Source organism: Xenorhabdus siamensis (assembly GCF_037996745.1).
Lineage (GTDB): Bacteria > Pseudomonadota > Gammaproteobacteria > Enterobacterales > Enterobacteriaceae > Xenorhabdus > Xenorhabdus indica.
In genome coordinates, this window is sequence record NZ_JBBMXE010000008.1 from 1 (window position 1) to 17,681 (window position 17,681).

The window sequence follows — 17,681 nt, forward strand, 5'->3', positions numbered from 1 at the left end:
ATTATTAGCCGGTTGTGGTAACCAATTTGCCAATTAATTTCTCTAGAGACTTACTTTATTATTCCATTAAGTACTCTTCAATCCTTTTTTTATCAACAATTAGAAAACGTTCTTTGGACTCATTAATAATCCCTAGCTTAATTAAGTTACTCATAAAATACCCAACTCGAGAGCGGGTTGTACCTATCATATAAGATAAATCTTGATAAGAAACTTTGTTTTTAATTGAAGATATATTCTCACTATTAACTTCTGAAGACATTCTCATTAATGTATAGGCTAATCTTTTCTCACTATTAAAAATAACAAAGCTAGAAATGGTTCTTTGATGTTCCATAATTTTATTTGCCATGTAAATTATAAAATCATACAAAATATCCTTTCCTTTCATTTCTTCTAAAAACGAAGTAAAATTAATTTTTTTTATAATACAGCCCACTAAAGCTGTTGCTGTTTCTGGAATAATATCCCCAGAGAATCCACTTTCACCAAAAAAATCAACATTAGTATCACCCCATTATTTTTATAAGGAAAACATGAGTAGTTGAAATTATTTCAATATGTTATTGTAATCAATAAAACAAACCCAGTGGAGTAGTTTAGTAAAAAAATAATTTTACATTTAATCCTTTGACAATAATTAAAAACTCATGCCTTCCCTACTGTTATTTTAATTAACTCGTTATTTTTGAAAAAATAGCTATAAATATAAAAACCCTTAACCTTTACTTAACTTTCTTATAAAGATAATTTGTATGATCAGGATAAGATGCTCAATATTGAGCATCTTATCCTGATCATGTGTTAGTTTTTTCATTCAGCATGTTACTAAAAATAAATGCCGTCTAGAAGTAACCCTTCACCAGCTCCCTAGATAGTGTCGTCATAAATAAATTCATGTAATAATCACCCTATATTACATGAATGGATGACTTAACCATGAGCACACCCGCACACCGCCGTCACGATATTTCCGATCATATTTGGAGTTTGCTTGAACCTCACCTACCGGGGCGTAAGGGGGCCTGGGGGCGTGTTGCTTATGATAATCGATTATTTATTAATGCCGTGTTCTGGATTTTACGGACAGGCGCACCCTGGCGAGATTTACCGCCCGATTATGGCGACTGGAAAAATACGCATCGCCGTTTTTGTCGGTGGCGGGACAAAGGCGTATGGGAAGGACTGCTTGAAGAACTCATCTTTGAACCCGATTTCGAATGGCTGATGATTGACGCCAGTCATATTAAGGTTCATCCCCATGCCGCAGGAGCGGCAGGAGGCAATCAGGATATGGGGCGCACAAAAGGGGGCTCAATACAAAGATACATCTGGCCGTGGATGCGCATGGTATGCCGATCAGAGCGCTTATTACAAGCGGTCCCACAGCGGATTGCTCACAAGCTGAGGCCTTGATTGACGGAATAGAGGCAGAACATTTATTAGCGGATCGGGGCTATGACAGTAATACCGTTGTTGAACAAGCAAAAAAACAAGGCATGGCAGCGCAAATTCCCGGCCGAAAAAATCGCAAAGTGAAACGAGAATATGATCGAGACCTCTATCGACTCAGGCATTTAGTTGAAAATGCGTTTCTTCATCTTAAACGCTGGCGTGGCATAGCAACCCGCTATGCCAAAAATAGTGCATCGTTTCTTGCCGCGGTCCAAATCCGTTGCCTTGCTCTTTGGTTAAGTATCTCATGACGACACTATCTATTGACACAAAAGTGTGACGCTTATCTCTTGATCCGCTTTTGCCTGTTACTTGATACTGCTAGTCCGGTAATTTCCCCGTTCATGAAAAAAAACAGTTTACCGCCAAGCCACCTGAGCTGAACAACATCAGTGAAGCCAACGTACTCTGGGCCAAATTCCGTGAATACGAAGATCGGCTAGCGCAGAATTAACGTAATTCATCGCGCTCTCCGTCCAGCGATACGCCTCAGACCAGGGCTAAACGACAAAAGTTAAAATCCCTCGTCGCACAAATCCGGCTGGTGCTCAGCCAGGCCACGCAGGACACCGAAGATCTCTGAGCGTACTGAAAACAACTGACACGATCATCCTCTGTCTGCCCGATGAATGCTGCACCGTCTGGGGCGGGTATGCCGAACCCAATCGCCAGCCAATTCACCGCCATCAGATCTTTGAGTTGCTCCAAATTGAGTTGGATATCACCGAATATCAACTGGTTCATGGCCGCTGTCAGCGTTGTCATCATACTGTCCGGGCTGCGCTCCCTGACGATCCCCTGTCTGGCAACTAGAGCCGCTGACGAACTGGGCGGGGCGTTATGCTGCACTTTTTACGTAGCGTCACCAAAACAGCGAGGAGTTTATTGATGGCAGGGGGACGGGCCCTGATGGGGCGTGATCATTACGGGAGATTGGTGGTAGGATAGGCATAACACAGTCCTTCTTTTTGCTTTTTTGTTTCTGGAAAATCAAAATTCGCAAAAATAGGACTGAGTTTCTTTGACACTCCTTCCATTTTGAAAAGTCATATAGTAAATTTTATTTAAAATACTTACCGTACTCGCCACTTTGAGATAAACCAGTCAAAGCCTTTATAGCAGGTGCTATTGCAGTGTACATAGACGGGCTTAATCCCAACTGTTCAGCTTCGTGAGTCTTTATTGCATCAATAAGCGTTGTCATCGTTGCATCTGTCGGTAGTTCGGCAATTACTTTTTTATTGCAACTTTTTTGTCGTTGTCCATAGGGCTATCGATTGCCTGTAACAAAAGGTCTACGAACCGATCAATACTGGCAGATTCCTTACATTCTGAGATTGGATTGAATATGTTTGTTTTCATTTAGTTTAATTCCTTTATTTGTTTCGTTTCCTGTTCGCCTAAAACGCTTTATTACAAATGATTATGTGGATCTTGCGTCTGGTGTAACACAGCTAACACTTCAATACCCGCAGGAACTTCTCGATAATAGATAATATGACGCTCAATAGGGAAACTACGGACACCAGTAAAAAGGTCTTCACTACGATCACGACCGAGGGAGGGTTGACGAGCAATAATCTCTGTCATGGTCACACGCAACGAATAGATGTAAGTTTCTGCGATGCTAGCCCCCCATCGGCGTAAAGAATAGCGTTTTATTGCGCGAATATGCTCTTTAGCCTTTGGCGTGAATAGAACGCTCATTCTTAATTGTTACCTTCAAGTTCATCAACCGTCAGCGGTGCAAACACATCATCAACATGATGTAATTCACCACGTTCTGCCTGTGCAATAGATTCAGCCAAAATTGCTTTCAAACTCTGTAGTTTGAGTTGTTCAAACTGTTCATACTCTTCAGGAGAGATAACCACGGCAACACGCTTACCATGTTTACTAATCTCTACTGGCGCACGTTGAACTTTCATGAGTAGGTCACCAAACTGGTTCTTAGCTAACTGTGCGGGAATAACTTCCATAAATCACCTTTTATCTAAAATGGCTTGAATGTCTATTTTAGATAAAATTTAGTGTAATTGCCAGTTATAATAACTCAATAAACGAACAGCTATATGTAGCTGTTCGCATTTCATTTATCACTGTACAAGAACGGGTAAGCGGAGACTCATATACCACCGTAAAACGGTATCTTGATATCTGCAAACAAAGATGCTTCCCTATGCAATCCAATACTTTAGAAATTTCTAAAATAAATCTAGAACGTTTAGTGATTCCAACTTCAATTATTTGAATTTATTGTTTTCTCGTTCCAGATCGTTCAGCTAATTGAGCCTGAGTCATATTCAGCTCATGTCGCCTATTTTTTAATCTATTAGATATGATTTCCACTCTTGCAGATCTCTTTTATACAAATTTAATTGTATTATGTGATACATTTAAGGTAAAATACAGTTTATATTGTTAAAATCCTACTTTAATTAAAGGGGGACAATCATGAGTCTTGCGGATAGAGTCAAGAACAGAAGGCTTGAGTTAAGATTAACTCAGGCGGAGGCCGCGAATATTGTTGGCATAAGCCAGCAATCTTGGGCTGTCATTGAAGATGGGAAAACGCTGAAACCACGGAATATAATAGGCATAGCCAAGGCCCTGAAATGTGATGCTGAATGGCTAATGACTGGTGGCAATTTCCAGCCTCTTTGTGATGTAACTATCCGAAAGATGCCGTTAATAAATTGCCTACAGGTAGAGATATTAGCAAAAGGCTTTCCTATATGCGGCGACGATAAATTAGAACACATTATAACCGATCTGAATTGGTCAGAACGTGCATTTGCATTGCGTATAGATGGGGATTCTATGAAGCCCGATTTTAAGGCGGGTGATATTGTTGTTATCGAACCAAAAGTTACCCCCAATCCCGGTGAATTCGTGGTAGCCGTAACCTATGAACGGGAGGCAACATTTAAAAAATACAGACCAATAACTATAAATATTGATGGGACACAGCATTTTGAACTCATCCCATTAAATAATGATTATCCTATTTTGGATAGTCAACGAATAGAAATAACCATTATAGGGACAATGGTTGAGCATCGAATCTACCGTAGAAAACGATAGTTTTTGGTACAAAAAAGCAATAATAAATACAGTATTTGTTGTTACTATACCAATTGGTACGGAAACTTGACTTTGCGCTTGTGCACTGGGCACGAAAGAAATACAAGAAACTAGGCAGGAGTTACCGGAAAAGCACAAAGTTTCTAAAGAGATTGCAACTGCAAAACCAGAGACTTTTCGCACACTGGTATATTCTGGCTCAGGGCTGAACAATAAGAGCCGTATGAATCGAGAGGTTCACGTGCGGTTCTGTGAGAGCCTGGAGGGGAGGTTCCTCCGGGCTACTCGACCAGCTACCCGGTCACTACCCCTTGTTGATGACTCGCGCCAACACCTTTTCAAATTTGTTCTTATTTAATATTGCGTTCTCAGCACAGGGTTACTGGCCCAGCATCTTCGCCAAGGTGGTCTGCTGGCCTTCGCTACAAGGTGCAAACCGGCAAAAAGCACCGGCATTAACCTTGAATTCATAAAAGCGTCCATAGGTGTCCAGGTAGTACACCTTCCGTTTTCCAATTCCACCTTCGAGGTTTGCGGCCAACCAGGTGATCACCACATCAGCATCGTTCGTAACTGATGCCCCCTAGTCCAAACCGACAAGAACAAGATGGGTGTCGGTTTGGAGCGCTACCTCGAAGATCGCTCTTACGTCAAAAATCACTGATCGCGCTCCTCGTAAAAAGTGGGTATCACCCACCACCTTATCCTATTTCAAAAATTCTACTTTTTCAAAGATAGCTTTTAATAAGTAGAACACATCGCGCAGATTTTACGATTATTACCGTAATTATCATAATTACGGTAATGCGATAATTTTACAGGTTAAGATGAATCGGTATAATGTCGCACTGGAACATACTTGCTAGGGATCGGCATAACAGCGATAGTGGATACATAATGTGCAGGTGCGAGAAATAATATGTATAAGAGCCTTGAAGATCTGATGGCGGGTATTTACAAGATGGCCGCGCCAGATGGCATCATCTGTAACGAGGTTTCCAAGTTCCTTGCGGCCAATCAGGTTGAGCCGGAAGAAATACGTTCCGGGATCTGGTTTTTCCTGTGGTTGAAATCGGCCCCTAAGAATGCGAAGCCAATCCAAAGAGAAATTCCCAGATTCGGCGTCGTTCTCAACATGCCGACGTATGGTGGAATGCTGAACGAAGCAATCACTGCCCTGATCGAGCATGAATGCCGTCAAATACAGCTTGCTGAGGAACATGTAAGCCTTGAGGCTTGGGTCGAATCAGTATTAGTCGGTCGGGATAACGGTGAGGAAAATGAGGCAGCGGCCAGTATCGTTGATCTTCTTAACGGATGTCACGACCTGCTGGACACAGCAATAATCAATTACCTTTTCAAGGTGGGCAAAATTAATAAGCAAGAGGTTATGTCGCTAATTTATTATGGCGAGCTATGTGATCACTCCTTAGTCGGGACGCCGTTTTCAAAGCTGCATATCCCGAGTGGAAACAACGTCCACGAACGCAACATAATCCCCATTAAAAAAGGAACCTGCTAGGCCTAATACCGCTCGCTTAAGTAAATTAAGATAAGCATAATCGGCCTTCGATGATTGTCTAAGGCCGATTTTTTATGTCTGAATTTTCCCGTGAACTCCAGGCCACTGCGGCATTGAATTACCCGGTCTCCATGGATGCGTTTAGTCAAAACATTCCAATGGAATGGGTGACTGAAGCCGTTAAAGAAACAGGGCGAGCCACCGTGCGAAAACGTCGATTCCCCGCTGAACAAGCCGTCTGGTTAGTGCTGGGCATCGGTCTCATGAGAAATCGTTCTATCAATGAGGTTTGCGACAAATTAGATTTGGCGTTTCCTGATGCAAAAGGGGAACTGCCGTTATTAGCATCAAGCAGTATCTCAAAATCCCGATATCGCATTGGGGTTGAGCCCTTACGACACCTTTTTCATACCACCGCCACCGAATGGGAAAAAGAAGAGACAAATGATGCTACGTGTGGCCTGAAAATCTTATGCGTGGATGGCACTCAGTTTAAAGTGCCTGACACAGGCGATAACCAACAGCTGGGTTATGCCTCCGGCAAAGCGACCTTTCCCTCGGTGTTGGTGGTGACCCTGATGTCCGCCCGAACACACTTGATATCTGATGTGGCATTTGGCCCCATCACCCAAAGTGAGATTAGCTATGCCCAACAATTAGTGGGGTCTGCCCCCGAAAATACCCTGATGTTGTTTGATCGGGGCTTTCTTTCTGCGGAGTTATTTCAGGCCTCGGGTCATGCTCCCAATAATTAGATATTGTGATAAACTTCCCATTTTTTATTATGGGTGAGATATGGCTAAAGTTGATGTGGTTTGTCGTTACTGTCACAAATCAGAGGATGTTAAAGGGCATGGAAAAGGAAGTCGTGGTCATCCCCGTTATCACTGCTATGCTTGCCGCAAAACCTTTCAACTGAATTACACCTATCAAGCCTGCAATCCCGGCATGAAAGAGCAGATTGTTGATATGGCAATGAATAACTCTGGTGTTAGAGATACCGCTCGTGTTCTGAAAATTGGCATTAACTCCGTCATTCGCACATTAAAAAACTCACGCCAGAAAATGTAACCTCGCGGCCTCTGGTGGGAAGTGACATCCATATTATCTGTGAAATAGACGAGCAGTGGTCATTTGTCGGTCACAAGAAAAATCAGCGCTGGCTCTGGTATGCCTGGGAGCCAATGATGAAGCGGATAGTGGCACATGTATTGGGTGATCGCAGCAGGAAGACGTTGAAAAAACTGCTGACACTTCTGTCTCCTTTCAACATCCAGTTCTACTGTACGGATAATTATGCCGTTTACAACTGCCTTCCTGAGGGAAAACATCTCACTGGAAAGAAATTTACCCAACGTATTGAGAGAACTAATCTCACTCTCCGTATCCGGATAAAGAGGCTGAATCGAAAAACGATAGGCTATTCCAAATCTGAAGAAATACACGATAAAGTGATAGGAACGTTTATTGAGCGTGAATACTACTTCCTCTAAGCGAACTAACTATTGGAAGCATGACCTAATTTTGGGAAATAGATGAGGTTATGGTAAATAGCTATAGCGATTCTTTGATATTAAGTAACCTTCAATTTGAGATACAACCCTCTTTCAGAGGGTTAATTCATTATTCTTACTCAGATGATTCTTTAGATTTACGCAGGCGGCGTTTTATTTCGCCAGACATAGCCGAAACTATGAATTGCGCGGTGCTCTCGCCTTCTTCTTTAAGTTTTTCCATTGAATCAACAAGCTCATGTGGTACACGGGCTTCTAATTTTTTTGACTTTGCATTTACTGCTTTCGTTGCCATATCTGTATCCATTAATAGTTGGGGGCTGACAGTATATACAAAAAACATTCATAAAAAAGGATTGACGTGGCTGACACTTGAAAATAACATAGTGGCTGACACCTTGCTTTATTCAAAAAGTAAAAACAACAACGCCCCGAAGTGCGCTAACACTATCGAGGCGTTTAACCACAACATTATCGGAGCTAATGCTATGGCTGACACACAGTCTAACCAAACTCGCCTTAAATTTACATTCTTTATTATTACATCCGACACACAGCGACTGGCTGGCATGTCCTCTCTGATATTCGTTTCCTGTCAGGAGGTGCGCCATGCGTGATAACCCAGTCTCATTAAAACAGGCGTTATATCGTACCCATCAGGCCACCTCATTATTTAAGTTCATTATCGAAAAATCGAAGAGTGAATTCTCAACCGATTTAAATAATCTGGTTGCACTGGGGCGTGATATCAATCAGGAAGTTCACCATGCACTTCTGAAACATGCCCCGCAGCCACTGGTGGCGAAATTATTAAATCACGTTGTACACAGGCACTCTGTTTCGCTGGATCAGGCGATGTACCGTGCAGGATTGGGAACGTCTTTATTTGAAGTCATTCTTGACCAGACCCGTCATTATTGTTCGGAAGAACTCCATGATTTGCTTTCACTGGCCTGTGATATTAATCAGGAAGTTTACCATGCGCTTTATGCGGCTGTTTATGGAGAGGACGAGTGATCATGAGTCAGGGAAATAATAACCAGAAAAGCCACCCGTTAGAGGTTATCCGCACAGTCAAAAAATCAGCCCTAACACTGGCAAAGCCTGTTGCCAGCCTGTGGCGTTGATGTTCCGGCAAAGGGGAAACATGGTGCTTGCCCGATATGTGGCGGCACTGACCGCTTTTATTTTATCGATGATAACCATAATGGAGACTGGCATTGTCGCCAATGTGATGAGCCGAATCATGGTGATGGGCTGGATTTAGTCGCAAGAACCAAAGGGATCACTATTTTTGCCGCCGCTAAGCTGGTGGCTGATGCGTTGGCAATGCCTTTACCTGAATCCAAACCAGCCAAAGAGCAGCTCCGAGCAGTGAAACCTATTGCTGAACGCATCACTACAATGATCGCTACAGCGATTACGGGCGAATCTCAATATCTGGTGAAGAAGGGGCTGCAATGCCCCAATCAACGGTTATTGAAAGACGGTGCTTTATTGCTGGTGACTCAGGCGCTGGACGGCACGATAACAGGTGGACAAACTATTAAGCCGAACGGTGAAAAACGCCTTGTTGCAGGTACGCAGAAAAAAGGCAGTTTTATTCCCATATCTGAGATTCCCGGAACGCCGGACACGTTCATCATTACCGAAGGGTATGCAACGGCGTTAACCGTCAGCCAACTGCATAAGGGCGTGGTACTGGCAGCCATTGATGAAAGTAATTTACTCGCGGTTGCCGAGCTGATCAGAGCACAGTGGCCAAATGCAAAAATTATTATTGCTGCTGACAATGACTGGCACGAACCGGGAGAACGGGACAAAAACGGCAGACTAAAAAAGAATGTTGGCAAAATAGCGGCAGAGAAGACCGCTATAGCGATTAATGGCTGGGTAACGCTACCGCCAACGGAATTAAAAGCCGACTGGGACGATTATCGCCAGCATCACGGCATTGAGGCAACAAAGCAGGCATTCAGTAACGGGTTATATCAGGTTGGAGAGAAAAAGCTCATGGAAGCAGAAGCAGCAGTGATCGACGAAGCGAAGCCCAAAAAGACCAATAACAATCTGGCACAAATGGCAGCCAGCCAACGAGGGGCACTGTTGGTTGAGTATTACGGAAAAATTGCGGTCAACCCTGACAGTGAAATGACTTATCGTTATAACGGTGCAACATGGGAAAGCGTACCAGATAGCGAGCTGAGCCGTTCAATGGTGGCAATCTTCGACCAGCACGAAACCCCTTACAGTCCGAACGGCATTAATAACGCGATTAGTGCGATGAAATTGCAAATTCCTGTTATTGGTGAACCGAAACGGGCGTTAATCGGGTTCAGTAATGGTGTGTATGATTTATCTGTACAGGCGTTTAAACCTCACGCCCCTGAGCATTGGCTCATGAACCATAACGGGATCGCATTCACAGAACCGGCAGCCGGGGAAAGTATCCGGCAACATGCCCCACATTTCTATCAATGGCTGTCTCATGCGGCGGGAAATAATCATGAAAAAATGGCGCGTATCAATGCGGGCTTATTTATGATCCTGGCAAATCGTTACGACTGGCAGTTATTTATTGAAGTCACAGGTGAAGGGGTAGCGGTAAAAGTGTGTTTACGTATATTGCAACTTTATTGGCGGGTGAGCACAATACCGCCAGTGGCAATATGAAGGCACTGGATGAAACCAGAGGACGCTATCAGTTTGTCGGCAAAAGCCTGATTACGTTGCCCGATCAGGTTAAATATGTCGGTGAGGGGGCAGGTATCAAAGCGATTACAGGCGGCGATCTGATTGAAGTTGACGGGAAATATGAAAAACAGTTCTCCACCATTATTAAAGCTGTGGTATTAGCCACCAATAACGAACCGATGAGCTTTACCGAGCGTAATGGCGGGATTGCACGGCGGCGGGTGATATTCCCGTTTAATATTCCGGTCAAAGAGTCAGAAAAAGACCCGGAATTATCGGAGAAAATCAGCCGGGAACAACTGCCTGTGATTATCCGCTATTTATTAAACGAATTTGCCGACCAGAATAAGGCTAAAAAACTGCTACAGGCGCAACGCTATTCTAACGAAGCCCTCTTGGTGAAAAGTAATTCCGACCCGCTGTATAATTTCTGTGCTTAATTTGGTTTCGTTGGGGAAAGAGTTAGGCATGAAGATGGGGAATAAAAACATTCATTCCAGAGCGCCGAGAATCTACCTTTACCATGCCTACTTGTCATTTATGGAAGCCTATGGGTTTGACAGGCCTCTCACATTAACGAAATTCGGGGATTCCCTGCCGAAAGTGATGCAGGAATATAAGAAGGACGGATGAGGCAAATGAATAGCTTCCGTCTGTTCCTGAACAAACTAACCAATAACCTACCCTACGTAAATTTTTTATGACTAACTGTGCACCCTATGCACCAATAATCATAATTAATTGAATTTAAATATAAAAACAGGGTTTATTAGTTATCTTTTAACTGTGCACCAACTATTCACCCTGTTCATTTTTCCTGAATGATTAAAGGAGCATAGTACGGATAGTTAGTGGATACTGTCTCCACCGTAAAAAATCATTTATTTTCAAATTATTACCTGATTAGTGGATAGGGTGCATAGTTGAAGGGAGTAAAAAGATTTTCAGGGGACTCCCTTTGGCAGGTAAATAGAAGTTAGAAAAATCAGAGAAAGCATACACAGTGCGTCCATTTTATTTTTTGGTATTACCTGAAATTTAAATGATGTAATTATCTGATTTTGTTTAAGAATAGACGTTAATCACAATTTCAGTGATGGACTTTTACGCATACTGGAATCCATAAATATTCCTGTTGTATCCTGTTTCATTCATTCGATATTTATCGGAAGTCAGATCACAGGAGACACGATGTCACACGTTATCACTAAAAGGCAAGAAACAGGGATTAATTTCAGCGGGCTGTTCCCCCCCCGAATCCATCGGAAACCGCTATCAGACAGGCCGGGAAGACGAAATACAGGTACTGAGTGTCAGCCATTCAGTGAGTCGCGACCAGAATGCGCATCATCACCCTGTCAGCTTTACTAAATCCATTGATAAATCCTCGCCGCTGTTAGCAATGGCAATCGACGGAAACGAATTGCTGGAAGCGCGTTTTATGCACTACCGGACAAGCACGATGGGGCAACTGGAACTTTTTTACGAAATTAAACTGACAGGCGCAACGATTGTCGATCTTGCCTATAATTATCCCCATTCCATTAATGATAATGGCGCAATCCCCCATGAAGTGGTGATGCTCGATTATAAATCTATCTCATGCCAGCATATTGCAGCAGGAACTTCGGGTTACAGCATTACACAATTATCCGGGCGTGAAGAAAGCAGGCCGCTTTTGTCTGGGTTCTCGAATATTAAACCGCTGGTTGAAGAAGCTGTTGTGGCTCTATTTAGCCATAAGTTTATACTGAAACATCAAGGGAGTGGCTGCCGAGATATTGCGTATGGTGTGGAAACGGGCAAGGGACTGATTGAGGGAATATGTCAAACATCTGGAATGACAAAACAGTTTGATGCCAAAAAAGAAGAATGCCTTGAAGTTAAATATTTATTTCAGACAAAAATAGGGATTTAATTATGTCGATTTTTAAAACAAAAACCGTTAAAGGTGGCAAAAATACAGAAATTGAAATGGATATTTTTTATTTAAACCAAATCCCGGATGCAATGGAAAAAATTGGCTGGAAAACCGCCCCACAATTAATGCGTCATTGGTTTAAAGCCGAACCAGCTTCTAATTTTACTATTGAAACAAAAAAACAATATATTGATGGTGATGCAGTAAAAATACCAAAAAATCAAGTTAATATAGATATCGTAAAAATGGGATGGGCGCTTGATTATACTCAAGTAAAGGACAAAGTAGTAAAATTACAACATGAATGGGCTTCTCTTGCTGGATTGAAACTATTAAAAAAAAGTTAATGAATAATGTAAAAAAAATAGGGTACACAGACTCAGTTATTGAATTAGATACGTATGCTCAGGTTAATTATAGATCTATGGGAGAAATGACTGATACTATTGATGACTATTACGGAGCCATAGGGGAAGGCAACGTTAAAATTAGCTGTAAGGGGCTATATTGATAGAATAAATAATAAAGATGTATTTATCACGGAAATGATAGGTATTTATATAAAAGATAGCTATGATTTTGTAACAAAGGGTGAGTTTCTTGGTGTTTGGCATAAAAATGGCGTTTTGAATAAAGCTAAGACAATTGCATACATGGGACTTTATGATAGAGGGGCATGGAAAGAGTTAGCAGCAGAGTTATTTATCTATCTTGCATTCACATAATAAGTGCAACACCGTTATAAACGAAGTAAATGAGTTGATATTCCTTTAAATAATTCATTCGGTGTTTTGTAATTCCTCGTTTTACGAGGACGATTATTTAATCGGTTTGCCACAAGATTCACCTCTCGCTCTGATACCTGATTAAAATCAGTTCCCTTTGGGAAGTAATCTCTGATTAATCCATTTGTGTTCTCATTTATTCCTCTTTCCCAAGGGGAATACGGGTGAGCAAAATAAACTTTTGCCTCTAAATTTTTACTGATAAGGGCATGCTCAGCAAACTCCAACCTGTTATCAAAGGTCATTGTTTTAATTTTGTTTTTTATCCCAGATAAGTGTCTTGTTGCCGCTTTTGCAACGCCTTTTGCTGTTTTATCTTCCAGTTTAATGATGAAAGTAAATAGCGATTTTCGTTCAACTAAGGTCAATAATGCACTTTTATGATCTTTGCCAACTATTGTATCGCCTTCCCAATCACCAATACGTTGCTTTTTATCAACACATTTTGGGCGTTTTTCAATACTGACTCTGTTTTTAATTTTTCCTCGGTGTTCATGACTTCCATAACGTTTACGATACGGTTTTTTAGCTATTCTGAGATGCTGGTATAAGTCACCACCATTCAGTTTATCTTTATAAATCAACCTATAAACTGTTTCATGATGCAAAGAGATGATATTTTCTCTTTTGAGATAACCGACGGTTTGTTCAGGACTCAAATCTTGCCAAGTTAACTGTTTAATCAATTTGACGATCATAGGTGTCACTTTGACAGCTTTTATCGCGGTATGGCGGCGCTCTGAGGCTTTAAGTTGAGCCTGTTTAGGGCAGTATTTCTCGTCTTCCTGATTTCGTCTCAATTCCCGGCTAATTGTTGATGGAGCTCGATTAAGCGATGTTGCGATAAAGCGTTGTGTAAAACCGGCTTCTTTTAAAGTGAAAATCTGGTATCTTTCTATTTCGGTCAGTTGTGTATAGGTCATAGCGCATTTTCCTTTGGCGAGAAAGATGCCTACTATAGCAACTGACCGCCTTTCTTAGAAATTGCACTTATTAGGCGAATCCAAGTCCCATAGGGATTCACATGGGAGTAGATCAGGGGTGTTAACGTCCTGAAGTCCTCCAGTTTCATCCGAGATAGCCAGTTTGGTTCGTTAAGCACTTGCTGGATCATCAAGGTATTCACGTACACCAGAGAGATCTGCAACAAATGCAGCGCCAGAACCGATAATTCCTAGTCCTCCAAGCGATTGGTTGCGACCTCACCGCCTTTGCCGTAAAAGATGAACGAATTTGCGCTATTCCAGTTTTCCACGACATTCAGCCCCTCGTGGATTTCCTGACGAAGCTCTTCCGAACCAATGTACCGGCACAGGAAAATGGTTTTGATCACTTTCCCCAGTTCGGCAAGCGCCTTGTACGTAGGATGCTGCACGTTGTTTCGGGTGAAACGGCGCAGTATGGCTTCTGGATCGGCGGTTCCCTGCTTGAGCGCGGTCGCATATTTGATCATCTCATCGTATTGCTGGATGATCAGCTCCCAGTTGATGGGGCGTGTCAGTATCGGCTCCAGGTTTGGGTAATCGCCGGGTTTATCATCACCGGGCCGATAGAGTTTTTGGCTGGCAATGGCTTTGAGACGAGGCAACAAATCGAACCCAAGCAAGTGCGAGAAGGCAAAAGCAACCTCACTTTGGCCATGACTATCGACATACTGCCGGTCAATATCCATGTCCGTGCAGTGCCGCAAAACGCCCTCAATCATGGCGGCCACTTCCGAAGAGGAACAGCGTTTGAGCTGGGAGTATATACAGGTCGATTTCTTTTCCACATGCCAGTAAATCATGACGCCACGACCACCGTATCGAATGTACCATTCGGTCATCAGGTTTTGATCCCACGAGTCAAATTTCTTGGAATCGGATGCACAGGATGTTGTGCCTTCTCCCCATATCGAGGGGTTCCGAGCGGTAAAAATCGCGTTGGCCACCTGCCAGATGGCGTTGCGCAGTGCGGCTTTGTGAATAAAACGGCGGCGCACATTGAGTAGTTCTTTGTAACTGATCCCATGACGGCTGCCACTGACCCGCTTTAATCCGGTGTTGGTGCCCATGCCATAGAGACAGAGCAATTTCTGGTGCAGTTTCTTGTCTATCGGTCTGCCTTTATACTTACTTTCCTGCTTGGCTTTCTTTACCCCCTGAGCCTGACGCCGCCGCCTGTCTTCTAAAACAACTGCTAAAGAATATAATATTACCTACCAAGAAAAAATATTTTCATTAGCACTTTTAAAGGTGCTAATATAATGTTTTTAAACATTATGTAAAATACATTAGTGGTGGAGTCTAATATGGCTTATCAGATACTCACAACAATAGCAGCCAGCATTACTGATCTGAAACGTAACCCAATGGGAACCATTGCTGAAGGGGAAGGTAACGCAGTTGCAATCCTGAATCGCAATGAACCTGCATTCTATTGTGTTCCCCCTGAACTGTACGCTTATTATCGTGAATTGGCAGAAGATGCTGAACTAAATCGCATTGCAGATGAGCGACTGGTAGATCCTGAATTCGTGAGTGTAAGTCTTGATGACCTATAAACTCGAATTTGAGAAACGAGCGCTCAAGGAATGGAAAAGCTTAGGGCACACAATACGGAAGCAACTTAAAAAGAAGTTAGCTGAACGTTTGGAAAATCCCCATGTTCCAGCATCTCGATTGAGCGGGCGCGCCAACCGCTACAAAATCAAACTTAGGTCGTCAGGATATCGTTTGGTTTATGAAGTGATTGATAAAAAATTATTGTTGCTTATTATCGCCGTTGGTAAACGCGCTGATGATGAGGTTTATAAATTAGCAGACAAGCGATAAGTGAATTTGGGACCCCAACAAATAGGACTAGCCTAATTTTTTGCACAGCATTAGATTATGTCGTCATAAGATATTTAACCAAAGAACAAGACAGCGGATCTGAACAGCAGCAAGAAATGAGGCACTATTTTTGGCATAACGGGTCGCTATACCCCGCCAGCGTTTAAGATGAAGAAACGCATTTTCAACTAAATGCCTGAGTCGATAGAGGTCCCGATCATATTCTCGTTTCACTTTGCGATTTTTTCGGCCGGGAATTTGCGCTGCCATGCCTTGTTTTTTTGCTTGTTCAACAACGGTATTACTGTCATAGCCCCGATCCGCTAATAAATGTTCTGCATCTATTCCGTCAATCAAGGCCTCAGCTTGTGAGCAATCCGCTGTGGGATCGCTTGTAATAAGCGCTCTGATCGGCATACCATGCGCATCCACGGCCAGATGTATCTTTGTATTGAGCCCCCTTTTGTGCACCCCATATCCTGATTGCCTCCTGCCGCCCCTGCGGCATGGGGATGAACCTTAATATGACTGGCGTCAATCATCAGCCATTCGAAATCGGGTTCAAAGATGAGTTCTTCAAGCAGTCCTTCCCATACGCCTTTGTCCCGCCACCGACAAAAACGGCGATGCGTATTTTTCCAGTCGCCATAATCGGGCGGTAAATCTCGCCAGGGTGCGCCTGTCCGTAAAATCCAGAACACGGAATTAATAAATAATCGATTATCATAAGCAACACGCCCCCAGGCCCCCTTACGCTCCGGTAGGTGAGGTTCAAGCAAACTCCAAATATGATCGGAAATATCGTGACGGCGGTGTGCGGGTGTGCTCATGGTTAAGTCATCCATTCATGTAATATAGGGTGATTATTACATGAATTTATTTATGACGACACTATCTAGCAAACGAGGAGATAAAAATCTGCGGCGGCTACTAGTGCAATGCGCACGGGTATTTATCCAGAGAATAGATTACCAGTCTGGAAAATTAGCTGACTGGGTAAGAACCCAACTGGCGAGAAAACACTCCTGCGTAGTGTGTTGCGCCCGGGCAAATAAATTAGCCCGGATAGCCTGGGCTATCACGACGCAGAAAACCGTGTTTGAAAAGTAGCGATAAAACCATTCTGATAGGAAGGTTAATCGTTAATTTAAGAAGTTACTCATCGGGTTTTGCGAAGACTGATTATTGATGACATGAACGGCCTGACGACCTGATAAAAAACCTAACATAAAAAATGGCTCATTGAAGCCGACGGCTTTTTTAGGAATATCAGGTGCGGAACTCATCGAGGCGCGGGCATCCTTGCCCATAGTGACGCCGGATAGATTTAAGCAAGCCCATCATAAATCAAAATCAGTGTTGCAAAAACGGGGGTGACCATAGATTTTTATGCCTGGCGTTTATATGCGTTACATGTCACACTTGCTAAACGTGACATGTAACGATAATGGCGAAACGATGAGAATATCTGACGAAGACGCGACCGCAGCCAGCGTCTACCTTCTTCGATCTGTTTCCCGTCCCAAGTTTTGGTTTGACACCCCTCGTGAACTCAAGGCGGAGGCCGTCGAGAAGTTAAACGAACTCAGCAAGGATGGGCAGTCTATTTCGTGGTGGGTAGGTAAGTACCTCACCAGTGACCAGAAGGCCAAGCTGGCGACGTCTATCAGGCAGAGCCGTAGACGCGGTGCAGGGGCAGGGAAGAGCATTACCATCAGCGATAAAGCCCACCGTATCTTGAAGCGGTTATCAGAGGTTGATGATTGCAGCCTTTCAGAAGTGATCGAGAAACGCCTAGGGCGAGCCTACAACCGTTCATGGGATGACAAATAGACTGGCACCTGGGGTTGCATTTTTAAAACCCGTGATAGCATTTAAATGAACCCTAACGAA

General features: G+C 43.0%; 17 protein-coding genes and 7 pseudogenes. 15 read left to right on the forward strand and 9 right to left on the reverse strand.

The features are described 5' to 3' along the window. Positions 1-58: 58 nt before the first annotated feature. Complete coding sequence (locus AAC852_RS08255) at positions 59-439, reverse strand: Crp/Fnr family transcriptional regulator (protein WP_340620634.1); 381 nt, start codon at positions 437-439, stop codon at positions 59-61. A 500-nt stretch (positions 440-939) separates the two neighbouring features. Here AAC852_RS08255 and AAC852_RS08260 point away from each other — a divergent pair. Both AAC852_RS08260 and AAC852_RS19965 read left to right on the forward strand, forming a co-directional pair. Then, positions 940-1,706: pseudogene (locus AAC852_RS08260) on the forward strand (IS5 family transposase). Positions 1,707-1,963: 257 nt separating this feature from the next. Beyond that, a pseudogene (locus AAC852_RS19965) lies at positions 1,964-2,038 on the forward strand (hypothetical protein); the annotation flags it as partial. Positions 2,039-2,868: 830 nt separating this feature from the next. On the opposite strand, the gene AAC852_RS08270 reads toward AAC852_RS19965, so the two are convergent. Then, positions 2,869-3,162 (reverse strand): type II toxin-antitoxin system RelE/ParE family toxin, encoded by a 294-nt coding sequence (locus AAC852_RS08270; protein WP_340620636.1) that lies wholly within the window; start codon positions 3,160-3,162, stop codon positions 2,869-2,871. A gap of 2 nt (positions 3,163-3,164) precedes the next feature. Beyond that, entirely contained in the window at positions 3,165-3,434 is a 270-nt protein-coding gene (locus tag AAC852_RS08275) for a type II toxin-antitoxin system Phd/YefM family antitoxin (protein ID WP_047680390.1), read from the reverse strand. 475 nt (positions 3,435-3,909) lie between these two features. Here AAC852_RS08275 and AAC852_RS08280 point away from each other — a divergent pair, with 475 nt between their 5' ends. Further along, on the forward strand, positions 3,910-4,539 hold the full coding sequence (locus tag AAC852_RS08280; protein ID WP_340620637.1) for a helix-turn-helix domain-containing protein: 630 nt from the start codon (positions 3,910-3,912) through the stop codon (positions 4,537-4,539). A gap of 379 nt (positions 4,540-4,918) precedes the next feature. Here AAC852_RS08280 and AAC852_RS19970 read toward each other — a convergent pair whose 3' ends face one another. Continuing rightward, positions 4,919-5,095 (reverse strand): hypothetical protein, encoded by a 177-nt coding sequence (locus tag AAC852_RS19970; protein WP_369793140.1) that lies wholly within the window; start codon positions 5,093-5,095, stop codon positions 4,919-4,921. Between the two features lie 363 nt (positions 5,096-5,458). Here AAC852_RS19970 and AAC852_RS08290 point away from each other — a divergent pair, with 363 nt between their 5' ends. From AAC852_RS08290 to AAC852_RS08300, 3 genes are all read left to right on the forward strand, one after another. After that, positions 5,459-6,061, forward strand: coding sequence for a hypothetical protein (locus AAC852_RS08290; protein WP_047680394.1), 603 nt, complete (start codon positions 5,459-5,461; stop codon positions 6,059-6,061). A 74-nt stretch (positions 6,062-6,135) separates the two neighbouring features. Continuing rightward, positions 6,136-6,816: an IS4 family transposase gene (locus AAC852_RS08295; protein ID WP_340620638.1), complete on the forward strand. Its 681-nt coding sequence runs from the start codon at positions 6,136-6,138 to the stop codon at positions 6,814-6,816. Positions 6,817-6,856: 40 nt separating this feature from the next. After that, positions 6,857-7,554 (forward strand): IS1 family transposase gene (locus tag AAC852_RS08300; protein WP_340620639.1). Its coding sequence is split into 2 segments (ribosomal slippage): positions 6,857-7,106 and positions 7,106-7,554, totalling 699 coding nucleotides; the frame shifts between segments, so codons are not numbered across the junction. 136 nt (positions 7,555-7,690) lie between these two features. On the opposite strand, the gene AAC852_RS08305 is transcribed toward AAC852_RS08300, so the two are convergent. Next, positions 7,691-7,870 (reverse strand): YlcI/YnfO family protein, encoded by a 180-nt coding sequence (locus AAC852_RS08305; RefSeq protein ID WP_047685974.1) that lies wholly within the window; start codon positions 7,868-7,870, stop codon positions 7,691-7,693. Between the two features lie 314 nt (positions 7,871-8,184). Between AAC852_RS08305 and AAC852_RS08310 the strand changes: the two genes are divergently transcribed. The 5 genes and pseudogenes from AAC852_RS08310 to AAC852_RS08330 form a co-directional block, all read left to right on the forward strand. Beyond that, positions 8,185-8,592: a hypothetical protein gene (locus tag AAC852_RS08310; protein WP_047685977.1), complete on the forward strand. Its 408-nt coding sequence runs from the start codon at positions 8,185-8,187 to the stop codon at positions 8,590-8,592. 126 nt (positions 8,593-8,718) lie between these two features. Continuing rightward, positions 8,719-10,887, forward strand: a pseudogene (locus tag AAC852_RS08315) (toprim domain-containing protein); the annotation flags it as partial. Positions 10,888-11,404: 517 nt separating this feature from the next. Further along, complete coding sequence (locus AAC852_RS08320; RefSeq protein WP_340620640.1) at positions 11,405-12,187, forward strand: Hcp family type VI secretion system effector; 783 nt, start codon at positions 11,405-11,407, stop codon at positions 12,185-12,187. 92 nt (positions 12,188-12,279) lie between these two features. Beyond that, positions 12,280-12,701, forward strand: a pseudogene (locus AAC852_RS19975) (DUF6402 family protein). Continuing rightward, positions 12,673-12,915: pseudogene (locus tag AAC852_RS08330) on the forward strand (DUF6402 family protein); the annotation flags it as partial. The pseudogenes AAC852_RS19975 and AAC852_RS08330, both read left to right, overlap by 29 nt. Before the next feature lie 14 nt (positions 12,916-12,929). Here the strand turns inward: AAC852_RS08330 and AAC852_RS08335 are convergent. Together AAC852_RS08335 and AAC852_RS08340 are read right to left on the reverse strand one after the other, a co-directional pair. Continuing rightward, positions 12,930-13,898, reverse strand: a complete 969-nt coding sequence (locus AAC852_RS08335; RefSeq protein WP_340620642.1) for an IS30 family transposase — start codon at positions 13,896-13,898, stop codon at positions 12,930-12,932. Between the two features lie 32 nt (positions 13,899-13,930). Then, positions 13,931-15,046: pseudogene (locus AAC852_RS08340) on the reverse strand (transposase); the annotation flags it as partial. Positions 15,047-15,265: 219 nt separating this feature from the next. Between AAC852_RS08340 and AAC852_RS08345 the strand changes: the two are divergent. Both AAC852_RS08345 and AAC852_RS08350 read left to right on the forward strand, forming a co-directional pair. Continuing rightward, a complete protein-coding gene (locus AAC852_RS08345; protein ID WP_047686043.1) occupies positions 15,266-15,517 on the forward strand; it encodes a type II toxin-antitoxin system Phd/YefM family antitoxin in 252 nt (83 codons plus the stop codon). Then, the gene (locus AAC852_RS08350; protein ID WP_047686040.1) at positions 15,507-15,788 is read left to right on the forward strand and encodes a type II toxin-antitoxin system RelE family toxin; all 282 of its coding nucleotides are present in this window, start codon (positions 15,507-15,509) and stop codon (positions 15,786-15,788) included. The genes AAC852_RS08345 and AAC852_RS08350 overlap by 11 nt, the downstream gene beginning before the upstream one ends. Positions 15,789-15,851: 63 nt before the next feature. Here the strand turns inward: AAC852_RS08350 and AAC852_RS08355 are convergent. After that, positions 15,852-16,618, reverse strand: a protein-coding gene (locus tag AAC852_RS08355) for an IS5 family transposase (RefSeq protein ID WP_340620643.1) whose coding sequence is annotated in 2 segments (ribosomal slippage) — positions 15,852-16,243 and positions 16,243-16,618 — 768 coding nt in all. Because the reading frame shifts where the segments join, the coding sequence is not laid out codon by codon here. A 67-nt stretch (positions 16,619-16,685) separates the two neighbouring features. On the opposite strand from AAC852_RS08355, the pseudogene AAC852_RS08360 reads away from it, so the two are divergent. Then, positions 16,686-16,898 (forward strand): annotated as a pseudogene (locus AAC852_RS08360) (IS110 family transposase); the annotation flags it as partial. Positions 16,899-16,930: 32 nt separating this feature from the next. Here AAC852_RS08360 and AAC852_RS08365 read toward each other — a convergent pair. Then, positions 16,931-17,098 carry a hypothetical protein gene (locus AAC852_RS08365; protein WP_340620299.1) on the reverse strand — a complete coding sequence of 56 codons (168 nt, stop codon included), beginning with the start codon at positions 17,096-17,098 and terminating at the stop codon, positions 16,931-16,933. Between the two features lie 148 nt (positions 17,099-17,246). On the opposite strand from AAC852_RS08365, the gene AAC852_RS08370 reads away from it, so the two are divergent. After that, positions 17,247-17,621, forward strand: coding sequence for a hypothetical protein (locus tag AAC852_RS08370; RefSeq protein ID WP_340620644.1), 375 nt, complete (start codon positions 17,247-17,249; stop codon positions 17,619-17,621). Positions 17,622-17,681: the final 60 nt, after the last annotated feature.